The organism is Streptomyces sp. NPDC045021, from assembly GCF_056432645.1.
The window spans coordinates 93,240-105,641 of sequence record NZ_JBWKIQ010000006.1 but is presented as its reverse complement, the minus strand read 5'-3'; the positions used below and the strand labels follow the sequence as shown (position 1 = coordinate 105,641).

13 protein-coding genes are annotated in these 12,402 nt (G+C 71.2%); 4 read left to right on the top strand and 9 right to left on the bottom strand.

Annotated features, from left to right (window positions below; all coding sequences use genetic code 11):
* Positions 1-388: 388 nt before the first annotated feature.
* Together AC07DC_RS19635 and AC07DC_RS19630 are read right to left on the bottom strand one after the other, a co-directional pair.
* Positions 389-583, bottom strand: coding sequence for a DUF397 domain-containing protein (locus tag AC07DC_RS19635; RefSeq protein WP_478915693.1), 195 nt, complete (start codon positions 581-583; stop codon positions 389-391).
* 10 nt (positions 584-593) lie between these two features.
* Positions 594-1,484, bottom strand: coding sequence for a helix-turn-helix domain-containing protein (locus AC07DC_RS19630; RefSeq protein ID WP_478915692.1), 891 nt, complete (start codon positions 1,482-1,484; stop codon positions 594-596).
* A 223-nt stretch (positions 1,485-1,707) separates the two neighbouring features.
* On the opposite strand from AC07DC_RS19630, the gene AC07DC_RS19625 reads away from it, so the two are divergent.
* Both AC07DC_RS19625 and AC07DC_RS19620 read left to right on the top strand, forming a co-directional pair.
* Positions 1,708-2,109, top strand: a complete 402-nt coding sequence (locus AC07DC_RS19625; RefSeq protein ID WP_478915691.1) for an ATP-binding protein — start codon at positions 1,708-1,710, stop codon at positions 2,107-2,109.
* A gap of 81 nt (positions 2,110-2,190) precedes the next feature.
* Complete coding sequence (locus tag AC07DC_RS19620) at positions 2,191-2,694, top strand: peptidylprolyl isomerase (protein ID WP_478915690.1); 504 nt, start codon at positions 2,191-2,193, stop codon at positions 2,692-2,694.
* Positions 2,695-2,910: 216 nt separating this feature from the next.
* Here the strand turns inward: AC07DC_RS19620 and AC07DC_RS19615 are convergent, their stop codons facing one another.
* The 3 genes from AC07DC_RS19615 to AC07DC_RS19605 form a co-directional block, all read right to left on the bottom strand.
* Positions 2,911-3,531 (bottom strand): acyl-CoA-like ligand-binding transcription factor, encoded by a 621-nt coding sequence (locus AC07DC_RS19615; protein WP_478915689.1) that lies wholly within the window; start codon positions 3,529-3,531, stop codon positions 2,911-2,913.
* Positions 3,528-5,114: an MFS transporter gene (locus tag AC07DC_RS19610; RefSeq protein WP_478915688.1), complete on the bottom strand. Its 1,587-nt coding sequence runs from the start codon at positions 5,112-5,114 to the stop codon at positions 3,528-3,530. Before AC07DC_RS19610 ends, AC07DC_RS19615 begins: the two co-directional genes overlap by 4 nt.
* 94 nt (positions 5,115-5,208) lie before the next feature.
* The gene (locus AC07DC_RS19605; protein WP_478915687.1) at positions 5,209-5,628 is read right to left on the bottom strand and encodes a cupin domain-containing protein; all 420 of its coding nucleotides are present in this window, start codon (positions 5,626-5,628) and stop codon (positions 5,209-5,211) included.
* Positions 5,629-5,711: 83 nt separating this feature from the next.
* Between AC07DC_RS19605 and AC07DC_RS19600 the strand changes: the two genes are divergently transcribed.
* Both AC07DC_RS19600 and AC07DC_RS19595 read left to right on the top strand, forming a co-directional pair.
* Positions 5,712-6,527: a helix-turn-helix transcriptional regulator gene (locus tag AC07DC_RS19600; protein ID WP_478915686.1), complete on the top strand. Its 816-nt coding sequence runs from the start codon at positions 5,712-5,714 to the stop codon at positions 6,525-6,527.
* A 114-nt stretch (positions 6,528-6,641) separates the two neighbouring features.
* A complete protein-coding gene (locus AC07DC_RS19595) occupies positions 6,642-6,914 on the top strand; it encodes a DUF1876 domain-containing protein (protein ID WP_478915685.1) in 273 nt (90 codons plus the stop codon).
* A 78-nt stretch (positions 6,915-6,992) separates the two neighbouring features.
* On the opposite strand, the gene AC07DC_RS19590 is transcribed toward AC07DC_RS19595, so the two are convergent.
* The 4 genes from AC07DC_RS19590 to AC07DC_RS19575 all read right to left on the bottom strand — a co-directional run bounded on the left by AC07DC_RS19590 (position 6,993) and on the right by AC07DC_RS19575 (position 12,376).
* Complete coding sequence (locus AC07DC_RS19590) at positions 6,993-8,279, bottom strand: geranylgeranyl reductase family protein (protein WP_478915684.1); 1,287 nt, start codon at positions 8,277-8,279, stop codon at positions 6,993-6,995.
* A gap of 90 nt (positions 8,280-8,369) precedes the next feature.
* Positions 8,370-10,334 (bottom strand): zinc ribbon domain-containing protein, encoded by a 1,965-nt coding sequence (locus AC07DC_RS19585; RefSeq protein ID WP_478915683.1) that lies wholly within the window; start codon positions 10,332-10,334, stop codon positions 8,370-8,372.
* Between the two features lie 78 nt (positions 10,335-10,412).
* Positions 10,413-11,111, bottom strand: a complete 699-nt coding sequence (locus AC07DC_RS19580; protein WP_478915682.1) for a demethylmenaquinone methyltransferase — start codon at positions 11,109-11,111, stop codon at positions 10,413-10,415.
* A 74-nt stretch (positions 11,112-11,185) separates the two neighbouring features.
* Entirely contained in the window at positions 11,186-12,376 is a 1,191-nt protein-coding gene (locus AC07DC_RS19575) for an ABC transporter permease (protein ID WP_478915973.1), read from the bottom strand.
* Positions 12,377-12,402 lie beyond the last annotated feature (26 nt).

Sequence of the window (12,402 nt, the reverse complement as noted above, 5' to 3'; positions counted from 1 at the left end):
GCCCTCAAAGGATCAGCCCGCGTGCCCGGACGTCCGCCAAGCGGTCTTTTGACCGTCCTTAGTGATCCACATCTCCAAAAGACCGCCTCTCAGGGCCCACAGGGCATCCCCCGTCACACTCGCCCCACTTCCCGACGAGGAAGGTGGGCCGGATTTCCGCCCCTCCCGACAGCACCACCCGCAGCGCACCCCCGGGCGCAACCCACCCGCCACCCGGCCAGGGGAGCGCAGCGGACCGGCCTCCCTTCGCTCGGGGCGCGAAGCGAGCCCGACCCCACTGGCAGGCGCGCAGCGCCGCACCCCTCCCCTCCGCCCGGTCAAGGCGCGAAGCGACGCAGAAAACCACTCCACACCGCCCTAACCCCAGCCCACCACGCACCCGGTACGGCTACAGCCGGCCGGCCTCGTCGGCCTTGATCGCGCGGAGGAACGCCGCCCAGTGGGCGGGGGTGGTGGTGAGGACCTCGCCGGGGCGGTCGCTTTCACGGAGGTGGATGCGGCCGGTGGCGCCTGCCACTTCTACGCACTCGCCCGACGTCCCTCCCCCGCTGAAGGTCGACTTCTGCCAGGCGAGTTCCGTCATGGTGATTCCTTCACAGGATGTACAGCAGATGCTGGACCAGTCCCAGCGAGTCCTTCTGTGCGGAGAACTTGGACTCGGGCTGAGGTTCGAGCGGGGGCAGCGCCACCGTACCCAGCCGGTCGAGGGCCTCGGCGAACTGGGTCAGGTGCTCCTGGTCCGCGAGGAACGGCGAAGAGACCGGGTGCTCGACATAGACCGTGCCCAGTGCGGGGACGGGCGACTCGAAGAAGACGAAGGGCGTGCCGAACCTGGCCGGATACGCCGGTGCGGCGAAGGGGAGGATCTGGATCCGGACATGCGGATGCCGGGCCATCTCGACGAGATGCTCGATCTGCCGCCGCATGACCTGCGCGCCGACGAACTGCATGTGCAGCGCCGCCTCGTGGATCACCGCGTGGTAGATCGGTGGCGAGTCGCCCACGAGCACAGCCTGCCGCCGCTGCCGGAACTCGACACCCCGGTCCAGCTCGACAGGGCTGGCGTCGGGTTCGCCCGCTCGCATCAGCGCGTACATGTACTCCGGCGTCTGCAGCAGACCCGGCACGTAGACCCATTGAAAGGTCCGGTGGGCGGAGGCTGTCGCTTCCAGCTCGGCCAGATCGATGGCCGACGCGTCGAGGGACTCGCGGAAATCCAGCCACCAGCCCTTGCCCGACGCCTGCCCCATCGCCACCAGTGCGTCCACCAATGGCTCGTCCATGCAACCGTAAGCGGTCGTCAAAGCGCGCAGCTTGGCCTCGGGGATGGCTGTGCGGCCTGTCTCGATGTGGCTCATGTGGGCTTGGCCCAGGTCGGCGAAGGATCCGGCCTCGGCGGCGGACATGCCGCTCGACTCGCGAAGTCTGCGGAGTTCAGCCCCCAAGCGCCGTTGCCGTTGTGTCGGATTCGCGCGAAGCCCCATCGGAGCCACCTCCCCTGGATCACGCGCAGTCTGCCCGGCCGGGCCGGGGGCGGTCCACTCGTTAGTGGCAATTCTTCTGTTCAGGTTGCATGTACGAACCCTTGCTCTCTACCGTCAAGAATGACCAGCCCACCCCTTGCGAAACGGAAGTACCGCTTCTCCAGGGTGAATTGACCCTGCGTCAATACATTGAGGGCAACCGGACACCCGGAGGCATCACGTCATGCCAGGACCTGACTTCTCCTTGATCTTCCCGCCCGACCCCGTCTGGGTGCGGTCCGCCCGTGAAGCCGTTCGTGCGCTCCTGACCAGTGCGCGGCGGGACGATCTCACCGATACGGCGCTGCTGTTGACGTCCGAGGCCGTGACCAACGCGGTCAACGCGCGTCACAGCAGCGGCTGTTCGATACCGGTCACCCTTTCGGCCGAGTGGACCGGGCGCGACACCAGCGAGACGCTGCGCGTCCTCGTGCACGACTCGGCGCCGGGGCTGCCCACCGGGCGGGCGGCCGAGGGGGGTGACGAGTCGGGGCGGGGGCTGGCGCTCATCGGGGACTGTGCCACCGACTGGGGGGTGCGGCCGACCGACACGGGGCCGGGCAAGTCCGTGTGGTTCGAGCTGTGAAAGGCCAGGTCAGAGCGGTCGGCGTGCGCGCCGGACCCCCAGGAAGCGGCCGGTAGCGGCTCGGGGTGTCAGGATGGTGCCATGACGATCAACGTGTTCTTCGACATCACCATCGACGACGCGCCCGCCGGGCGCATCACCTTCAACCTCTACGACGACGTGGCCCCCAAGACCGTGGAGAACTTCCGCGCGCTGGCCACCGGCGAGCAGGGCTTCGGGTACAAGGGCTCCTCGTTCCACCGGGTCATCCCGGGCTTCATGCTCCAGGGTGGCGACTTCACCCGCGGCGACGGCACCGGCGGCAAGAGCATCTACGGAGCGAAGTTCGCGGACGAGAACTTCACCCGCAAGCACTCCAAGCCGGGTCTGCTGTCGATGGCGAACGCGGGGCCGAACACCAACGGCTCGCAGTTCTTCATCACCACCGTGGCGACGCCGCACCTGGACGGCAAGCACGTCGTGTTCGGCGAGGTCGCCGACCAGGCCGGCCTGGACCTGGTCACGAAGATCGAGGGCTACGGCTCGCGGAGCGGGAAGACCTCCGCCAAGGTCACCATCTCCGACTCCGGCGTCGTCGGCGCCTGACCTGCGTGACGGACGCGCCGGGCGGCGGGACCCGCCCCCGGCGCGCGTCGCAAGGCGCGCGTCGCAAGGCGCGCGTCGCAAGGCGCACGTCGCAAGGCGCACGTCGCAAGGCGCACGCCACAACGCGCGCGTCACAAGTCGCACCTCGCAAACCGCCGCGTGGCAAGCCCCACGCCGCAAGCCCCACGCCGCAAGCCGGGCGTCAGAAGCCGTGCGTCAGAAGCGCAGCCCCCGCGAGAGCAGGTCGAGGTGGTGGTCGTACAGGGCCGCCAGGTCCTCCTTGCCGTCGCCGTCCACCCAGTGCCGGATGACGGTCATGGAGATGGCGATGATCGCGGCGGCCGCGCAGTTCACCTCCAGGTCGCCGGGCTCGCGCCCGGTGCGGGCGCAGATCAGTTCCGCGATGGCGTCCTGGTTGCGCAGCTGCTCGTCCATCGCGCGGGCCCGGACCGCCGGGACGTTGAAGATGAGACGGGTCTTGAAGAGCAGTTCCTCGCGGTCCGCGACGAGGACCGCCGCCAGCGAATCGATCAGCGAGTGCCGGATGGCGTCGACGATCGGCTCGTCGGCGGGCCGGGCGCTCAGCGTCTCGGCGAGCATCGGGTCGTACTCGTCGGTGAGGACGACGTCCTCCTTGGCGGGGAAGTACCGGAAGAACGTGCTGTGGGAGACCTCGGCCGCGGCGACGATCTGGTCGATCGTCGTCGCCTCGTAACCCTGCTCGGTGAAGAGCCGGTAGGCCTCGCGCCGGATGCTCTGCCGGGTCTTCTGCTTCTTGCGCTCTCGCAGGCTGAGGCCGGCCGTACCGGGGGCGGTCGAGGTCTCCGTATCGGTCATACGAGCAATTCTCGCGGGTCGGCCGCCGGGATGACCACATCCGACGCCTCGGATCCCGGCCCCTGGCCGGTCGCCGCCTCCTTGGACCGGGCCGGCAGGTAGACCGCCGCAAGCACGGCGCCCAGGATCGCGATGGCGCCGCAGGCCACCAGGACCAGGCTCATGCCGTGCAGGAAAGCGCCGTGCGCGGAAGTCAGCAGCTCGGCATCCCGCAGTTGTGCGGCCACCGCGTCCGCGCCCGTCACCGAGTCGCGGGCGGCGTCGGCGGCCGGGGCCGGGAGGCCGGTGACCGAGAGCCGGGCGAGGTAGCCGGCGCTGAGCAGGCTGCCGAGGCCGGCCACGCCGAGGACGCCGCCGAGCTGCTGGACGGTTTCCAGGAGGCTGGTGCCCGAGCCGGTGTTGCCGGTGGGCAGCGAGGACATCACCAGGCTGGTGGCGGGGACCACGGCGAGCCCGAAGCCGAGGCCGGTGAGCGAGAGCCACACGGCGGTGAAGCCGTACCCGTCACCGCCGCCGACCGTCGAGCCGAGCAGCGCCCCGGCCGCGAGCAGCGCCAGGCCCGCGGGGACGACGGTGCGGGCGCCGAGCCTGGGGACGAGGGTCTCGCTCAGCATGGCGGAGACCATCAGGCCGCCGATCAGCGGCAGCAGTCGCAGTCCGGTGCCGAAGGCGTCGTTCCCGAGGACCGACTGCAGGTACTGCGGGACGACGAACAGGATGCCCATGACGGCGAAGTTGACGAAGACCGCGATCAGCGAGCCCCACAGGAAGCGGCGGTCGGAGAAGAGCCCGAGGTCCACCAGGGGGTGGGCGGTGCGGCGCTCGCGGATGACGAAGGCGGCGAGGAGCGCGACGCCCCCGGCGATCGTGCCGAACACCAGCGGGCTGCCCCAGCCTTCGCCCGGCACCTGGATGGTGCCGTAGACGAGCGAGGTGATGCCGATGGCGCTGAGCGCCGTGCCGAGGGCGTCGAACGGGGTGGGCGCGGCGCCGTCGGCCTTCTCCCGGGTCCGGTCGCCCGGCAGCAGCCACACGCTCGCGACGAGGGCGAGAGCGGCGACCGGGACGTTGAACAGGAAGATCGAGCCCCACCAGAAGTGGTTGAGCAGCCAGCCGCCGACGATCGGGCCGACCGGCATGCCCAGAGCGGTGGCCGCGGTCCAGGTGGCGACGGCCTTGGGGAGCTCCTCCTTGGCGAAGATCCTGGGCAGGATCGCCATGGAGAGCGGCATGATCATCGCGGCGCCGAGTCCGAGGACCGCCCGGACCGCGATGACCGCGCCGGGCGAACCGGCGGACGCGCCGACCAGAGAGGCGGCGCCGAAGAGTCCGATGCCGGTGACCAGCAGCCGCTTGTGGCCGTACCGGTCGCCGAGCAGGCCGATCGGGAGCATCGCCACGGAGAGCGCGAGCAGGTAGCCGCCGCCGATCCACTGCAGCTGGGCGCTGGTGGCGCCCAGGTCGTTCGCCAGGGTCGGGAAGGCGACGTTGATGATCGTTCCATCGAGACCGATGATCAGGACGCTGAGCGTCAGGGCGCCCAGCGCCCACCAACGACGCGGCGAGAGTACGGGAGTTGGCACGACAACCTCCACGGTGGCTAGTTCCTAAAAGAAGTAACTAACAAATGGAAGCTAGTGTCAATAGAAATCTCGTTCCTCGCCCGTGGGCGGTCGGTCAGCTCGGGTCCTCCAGCGCGCGAGCCGCCTTCGTCAGGTCTCCTCCCGCGTCGCCGGTGTTGACGACCCCTGTGGGCTCCACCAGCAGGATCGCCGTCTCCTCCTCGGCCGCCGTGCAGTGCTCCACACCGCGCGGCACCACGAGGAGTTCGCCCGGATCGAGGACGACGTCACCCGCCCTGAAGCGGACGGTCAGCCGGCCGCTGATGACGAGGAAGAACTCGTCGGTGTCCTCGTGGGTGTGCCAGACGAACTCGCCCTGGATCTTGGCGATCTTGACTTCGTAGTCGTTGATCCCGGCGATCGTGCGCTGCGCCCAGTGCTCGCTGAACCGGGCAAGCGAGTGGGCGATGTTCACGGGACCGGGCAGAACGGCGGGCACAGGAGCGGGGACGGGGGCGGTCGTGGGAACGGTCATGAGGTGGGGCCTTCCTGGGTGCGGCCGACTGGTCCTCATGAGGGTGCCGCGGCGCGCGGCCCGCGGTCTTGTACGTTCCTCGCATGGGCGGAGAGCGAACGGACTCGCGCATCACCGCTTGGCGGCCGGCGGTTCCTGGCATCGCCGAGGTCTTCCACGCGCGTTTCCTGGACCACGCCTATCCCGCGCACACGCATGACACCTGGACGCTGATGATCGTCGACGACGGGTCGGTCGACTTCGGCCTCGACCGGCACCGGCACGGCGTCTCCTGGACCGACACCGCGGCGCTGCTACTGCCGCCCGGGGTCTTCCACGACGGCCGGACGGCGACTCCCGCCGGATTCCGCAAGCGGGTGCTGTACCTCGACCGGAGCGTGCTGCCCGAGACCCTGACCGGGACCGCCGTCGACCACCCGGTTCTCGCCGACGGGCTGCTGCGCCGCCGCATCGGACAGCTGCACGACGCTCTCGGCCACGCCGGCGACGCCTTCGAGGGCGAGTCGCGGCTGGCCTTCGTACGGGAGCGGCTCAACGTCCACCTGGCCGCCGCCCGCACCCGCCGGCCCGGCCGGGAGGCGGCCCGGCTCGCGGCGGCGCTGCGCGAACTGCTGGACGCCCGGGTGTCGCAGGGCATCACCCTGCACGAGGCGAGCGCGCTGCTGCGCTCGCACCCCACCCATCTGATCCGCTGCTTCAAGCAGACGTACGGCCTGCCGCCGCACGTCTATCTGACCGGGCTGCGCATCGAGCGGGCGCGCACGCTGCTGCTCGCGGGCGGGCGCCCGGCCGAGGTCGCCACCGAGGTGGGGTTCTACGACCAGGCGCACCTGAACCGGCACTTCCGACGGCACGTGGGCACCACCCCCGCGAGATACGCCACCTCGCCACGCGCCTAGGACGCCCGGGGCTGCTTGGGGAGTCCTAGGGCCGCCCGGGGCGGCGCGCCGAGCGCGAGTGGAGGAGGGGGTGCACCCTGGTAGGAGGGGTTCCGGAGCCAAGGGGTGATGATCATGGCGCACACCGCTGTCGGATGGCATGTCGAGCTGGAGTTCCAGGAGGACACCCAGCACACCCGCGCGGCCGCCCTTGTGCGGCTGCCCGACGGGAGCGAGGTGCGGGCGCACGGATACGCCAGCCGGCACCCGATCGACACGGACCAGCCGAGGGTCGGCGAGGAGGTCGCGGGAGCCAGAGCGCTCAACGAACTCGCGATGAAGTTGTTGACCAAGGCACACGACGAGATCGACGCGACATCCGGCCGGACGTCGTACCCGCTGACCTGACCCGTTGGAGGCAGGGAACGGGGGCTGGGAACGGCGGCTGGGAATCGACGGTCGGGAATCGAGGCCGGGAATCGGCGGCTAGGAGTTGGGAGCTACCTTGCTGAGGCCGTTGATGATGCGGTCCATCGCGTCGCCGCCGGTCGGGTCCGTGAGGTTGGCGAGCATCTTGAGCGTGAACTTCATCAGGACCGGGTGGGTCAGTCCGCGCTCGGTGATGACCTTCATGACCCGCGGGTTGCCGATGAGCTTCACAAAGGCGCGGCCCAGCGTGTAGTAACCGCCGTACGTCTCCTTGAGGATGCGCGGGTAGTTCTGCAGCGCCAGTTCGCGCTGGGCGGGGGTCTGGCGGGCGTTGGCCTGGACGATGACGTCGGCGGCGATCTGGCCGGATTCCATCGCATAGGCGATGCCCTCGCCGTTGAACGGGTTGACGAGGCCGCCGGCGTCGCCGACGAGCAGCAGGCCCTTGGTGTAGTGCGGCTGGCGGTTGAAGGCCATCGGGAGAGCGGCGCCGCGGATGGGGCCGACCTGGTTCTCCTCGGTGTAGCCCCAGTCGGCGGGCATCGAGGCGCACCACGTCTTGAGGACCTCGCGCCAGTCCAGCTCCCTGAAGGCCTTCGACGAGTTGAGGATGCCGAGACCGACGTTGCTCGTACCGTCGCCCATGCCGAAGATCCAGCCGTAGCCGGGCAGCAGCCGGTGGTCGGTGCCGCGCTTGTCCCAGAGCTCCAGCCAGGATTCGAGGTAGTCGTCGTCGTGGCGGGGCGAGGTGAAGTACGTACGGACCGCGACACCCATCGGACGGTCCTCGCGGCGGTGCAGGCCCATGTGCAGGGAGAGCCGCGTCGAGTTGCCGTCGGCGGCCACGACCAGCGGCGCGTGGAAGGTGACCGGGGTCTTCTCCTCGCCGAGCTTGGCCTCGACGCCGATGATGTGGCCGGTGCGCTCGTCACGGATCGGGGCGCCGACGTTGCAGCGCTCGTGCAGCCGGGCGCCGGCCTTCTGCGCCTGGCGGGCGAGCAGCTCGTCGAAGTCCTCGCGCCTGCGGACGAGTCCGTAGTCCGGGTACGAGGCCAGGTCCGGCCAGTCGAGCTGGAGGCGGACGCCGCCGCCGATGATGCGCAGGCCCTTGTTGCGGAGCCAGCCGGCCTCTTCGGAGATGTCGATGCCCATGCCGACGAGCTGCTTGGTGGCGCGCGGGGTGAGCCCGTCGCCGCAGACCTTCTCGCGCGGGAACGCGGTCTTCTCCAGAAGGAGGACGTCGAGTCCCGCCTTGGCCAGGTAGTACGCGGTCGTCGAACCGGCGGGCCCGGCGCCGACGACGATCACATCGGCGCTGTTCTCGGACAGGGCGGTGTCGGTCACGGTGGGCTCTCCGGTCTCGGCGAGGGGTCTTGGCTCCGACCGAGTCTATGAGGCCGCCGCCCGTGTCCGGGCGGCGGCTCTCGGTGTGCGCTATACCGAACCGCTCGGGAGGTCGGACGGGGCATCGGACGTGGTACCGAAAGGGTCCTCGGACGGGGTGCCGAAAGGATCGTCCGTCGGGTTGTCGAACGGGGTGTCGGTCGCACTGTCGGACGGGCTCGGCTCGTCGGACGGGGTGTCGTCGCCGGGAACGGCGGGCGAGGACGACGAGGGGCCGGGTTCGGCCGGCTTGTCGTCGTGGCGGTTGAACATGATCACTCCCGCCGCGGCCACGCCCCCGATCGCGAAGGCGCCGAGCATGATCAACCCGACCAGGAGCAGCCGGCTGCGGCCGGCGGGGGCGGGCTTGTCGGGCGGCGCGTTGAGGTGCAGGAGGAGTTCCGGCTCCGCGGAGCCGCCGGCCGACGGCGCGTCGTACGGCTGCGCGTACCCCGGCGGGTAGGCGGGCGAACCGACCTGGCCGACCTGGCCGACCTGGCCGCCGGGCCCTCCCGCGCGCACGCTGCGGATGAACGTCACGGCGAGGACCCCGCCGAAGGCCCACAGCAGGCCGAAGAGCAGCGCTTCCGGCACGCTGGAGGCGGCCTCCACACTCGCGGACCTGCTGCCCTCCGAGTACTCCGCCTTCAGGCCGCCGATCGCGATCAGCAGGACGAAGAGCCCGGCGTAGAAGCCGGCCGCCAGCCACTGCTCGCGCCGGTCGGCGCAGCGGCGGACTGCCACCGCGCCGAGGATCAGCGCGCAGACCACGCCCGCGGCGAGCGCTCCGGGAATGGCCCAGCCGTCACCGAACTGCCCCAGGTCGGAGAGGCCGAACCGCTCGCTGTCGTAGCCCGATCCGGACCGGGTCGCCTCGACCGGCACTCCCCAGGCGAGGCCCAGGGCCGAGACGCCCGCGTTCGCGATCAGCAGCCCGACGCCCAACCAGCTCCCGCCGTCCATCTCCTCGGAGTGGTCGGACAGGACGATCAGGACGATGAACGCGCACACGCCCACCCCGATGGCGAGCGCCAGCATCGCGGCCCGCAGGGCGCGGGTCGCGGCGGCCAGTCCCGGGTTGGTCGCCAGGTGTCCGTCCAGCCGGTCGCGGCACAGCACGAACAGACCCACCAGCAGGCTGAGCACGAAGGTCCACAGGATCACGGTGAAGGGGCCGGATGTGATGTCGATCCGGTCCCCGGACTCTTCGGACGTCACCTTGAGAGTCGGCTGGGCGACAAGCGCCAGGACGAGCGCGCCGGCCGTGCACACCACCGCCACCCGGATCGCCGCCTCGGCGCCGGCCTGGGTGCGGCGCAGGTGGCGCAGGGCGAGGACGAGGGCGAGGCCCCACAGGACGGTGACCACCAGCGGCACGACCGACAGGGTGGCGGTGTCCTGGGTCGACGAGCTCAGGAAGGGGGCGGCGGTGGAGGAGTCGTAGTCGTCGTAGGACGAACCGCCGTCGCCCGGCGTGATCTTGACGCCGAAGATGCCGCCGACCCCCTGGAGGGCCATGGCGAGGTAGCTGCGAAGCCGGTCGCCGTAGCCGAGGTCGGCCGCGTCGGTCTGCCGGTTGGTCTGCGTCGCCATCACCGCGGCGAACGCCAGCAGTACCGCGGTCGGCCAAAGACCCGCCTTGAGCGCTCCCGTCCAGTTGCCGGAGAAGGTACGGCGCAGGAAGAGTCCCGCGGGCGAGGGTCCCTGCGGCACGGGAACGTACGCGGTCGGGGCGTACGGCGGTGGCGCGTAGACGGGCGGCGCGTAGACGGGCGGCCCGGACGCGGGCGGCCCGGACGGCGGCTGGGCGTGGCCGGGGGGCTGGGCGTAGCCGGGCAGCGCGGTCGGCGGGAGCGGCGGCGGCCCCGGGACCGGTGGCTCCTGCCCCTCGGCCGGCGACTGACCGGTTGCCGGCGGCTGCTCCGGTATCGGGGGCGGCGCCAGTTCACGGCCGCATTTCATGCAGAAACGCGCATCTTCCGACGACGCGTTGCCGCAGGCGGGGCAGAACGGCATGGGGTACTCCGGGTGTCGGGAACGGCTGTCCTCGTTGAGACACCGGAGTTTATTGTCACGCCCCTCACAACTGCCCGGCTATTGACCGATCTTCGCTGCCCGGTGCAGCGCGACGACCCCGCCGGTGAGGTTGCGCCAGGCGACCTTGGACCAGCCGGCCTCCTGGAGCCGGGTGGCGAGCGCCGCCTGGTCGGGCCAGGCGCGGATGGACTCGGCGAGGTAGACGTACGCGTCCGGGTTGCTGCTCACCGCGGTCGCGACCGGCGGCAGGGCCCGCATCAGGTACTCGGTGTAGACGGTGCGGAAGGGCTTGAACGTCGGGCTGCTGAACTCGCAGATCACGACGCGGCCGCCCGGCTTGGTGACGCGCAGCATCTCGCGCAGCGCGGCCTCCGTGTTGTGCACGTTGCGGAGCGCGAAGGAGATGGTGACCGCGTCGAAGACTCCGTCGGCGAACGGCAGCTTCGTCGCGTCACCGGCCGTGAGCGGCAGCGACGGGTGGCGCTTCTTGCCCTCGCGCAGCATGCCGACCGAGAAGTCGCACGGGACGACCTGGGCGCCCGCCGCCACGAAGGGCAGCGAGGAGGTGCCGGTACCGGCACCGAGGTCGAGCACGCGCTCGCCGGACCGGACGTCAAGGGCCTGCGCGACGGCCTTGCGCCACAGCCGGGCCTGGCCGAGCGACAGCACGTCGTTCGTCAGGTCGTACTTGGCGGCTACGTCGTCGAACATCGCGGCGACTTCGTGCGGCTGCTTTTCCAGGGAGGCTCGGGTCACGGGCCCATTCTCCACCCCGCGCCCGGCGGCCCGGCCGGGGGTCACCGGCGGGTCGGCTGACGGCCGGCCGCGGATCAGCGGCGGAGGGCCTCGGCGGGCTGGATGCGCGAGGCCCGCAGGGCCGGGTAGAAACCGGCGAGCAGGCCCGTGAGCAGCCCGATCACCGGGGCGACGACGACCGTCGCCGGATGGACGACCGGCGTCCAGTCCCGCACGACGGCCACGATCACGACCGTGAGACCGCCGAGACCGGTGCCCACCAGCCCGCCCAGCGCCCCCAGGGCGCCGGACTCCGCCAGGAACTGGGCGGTGATGTGCCGGCCCCGCGCTCCGAGGGCGCGGCGCAGCCCGATCTCCCCGGAGCGTTCCAGGACGGCGACCAGCGTGGTGTTGGCGATGCCGACGGCGCCGATGACCAGGCAGATCGCCGCCAGGAGGAGGAACAGCTGGTTGAGGTCGCCGTTCACGGTGCCGCGCAGCGTGCGGGGGTCCGGCGGTGGGACGGCCTTGAGGTATTCGGGGTGGTCGGGGCGCAGCGCGGTCGGGGCCTCGTGGGCGATCTGTACCGCGGCGCCGATCCGGGTGGCGATCAGCATCCTGGCGTCGCCGCCCTTCGGCGGACCCCAGACCCGCTCGGCGGTGGTGCGCGGCACGATCACCGACAGCAGGAAGTCGGCTTTGCGGCGCGCGTCGTCGATGATCCCGACCACGGTGAACGGCTGGTCGCCGATGAAGACCGCCGGATACGTCTCCAGGGTGGTGATGCCGAGGCGGGCGGCGATGCCCGAGCCGATGACGACGACCGGCTGCGCGGTCCGGGACAGGTAGGCGTCGTAGAGCCTGCCCTGCGCGAGATGCGGGTCCGCCGCCAGCAGGGCGCCGGGCGACGCGGCGACGATGCCGATCTCCTCACCGCCGGCGCCGGCGCCCACCGGCGAGGAGCGGACGGTGGCGCTGCCGGCGGGGTGCACCGTCCAGTAGACCCCCGCGTGCTCCACGCCGCCGAGCCGGCCCACGCGGTCGTCGGCGTCGGCCGGGAAGACCGGGCCGGCGAAGGCGTTCTGCTGGAGGCTGGTGTCCTCGACCGTCACCTCGGTCGCGGTGAGCAGGTCGAACCGGGAGTCGATCTGCGAGGACGTGGTGGCGGTCAGCCCGAGGATCGCCACGAACGTACCGACGCCGAGGACGGTGCCGAGCGCGGTGAGCGCGGAGCGGCCGGGGCGTTGCAGCATCCCGGCGAGCGACTCGGAGAGCAGCTCGCGCAGCGGGAGGACGGAGGGCTCGACGGGCC

Coding starts and splice junctions, on each gene's coding strand:
- AC07DC_RS19635 (WP_478915693.1), bottom strand. CDS start 583: ATGACGGAACTCGCCTGGCAGAAGTCGACCTTCAGCGGGGGAGGGACG.
- AC07DC_RS19630 (WP_478915692.1), bottom strand. CDS start 1,484: ATGGGGCTTCGCGCGAATCCGACACAACGGCAACGGCGCTTGGGGGCT.
- AC07DC_RS19625 (WP_478915691.1), top strand. CDS start 1,708: ATGCCAGGACCTGACTTCTCCTTGATCTTCCCGCCCGACCCCGTCTGG.
- AC07DC_RS19620 (WP_478915690.1), top strand. CDS start 2,191: ATGACGATCAACGTGTTCTTCGACATCACCATCGACGACGCGCCCGCC.
- AC07DC_RS19615 (WP_478915689.1), bottom strand. CDS start 3,531: ATGACCGATACGGAGACCTCGACCGCCCCCGGTACGGCCGGCCTCAGC.
- AC07DC_RS19605 (WP_478915687.1), bottom strand. CDS start 5,628: ATGACCGTTCCCACGACCGCCCCCGTCCCCGCTCCTGTGCCCGCCGTT.
- AC07DC_RS19600 (WP_478915686.1), top strand. CDS start 5,712: ATGGGCGGAGAGCGAACGGACTCGCGCATCACCGCTTGGCGGCCGGCG.
- AC07DC_RS19595 (WP_478915685.1), top strand. CDS start 6,642: ATGGCGCACACCGCTGTCGGATGGCATGTCGAGCTGGAGTTCCAGGAG.
- AC07DC_RS19585 (WP_478915683.1), bottom strand. CDS start 10,334: ATGCCGTTCTGCCCCGCCTGCGGCAACGCGTCGTCGGAAGATGCGCGT.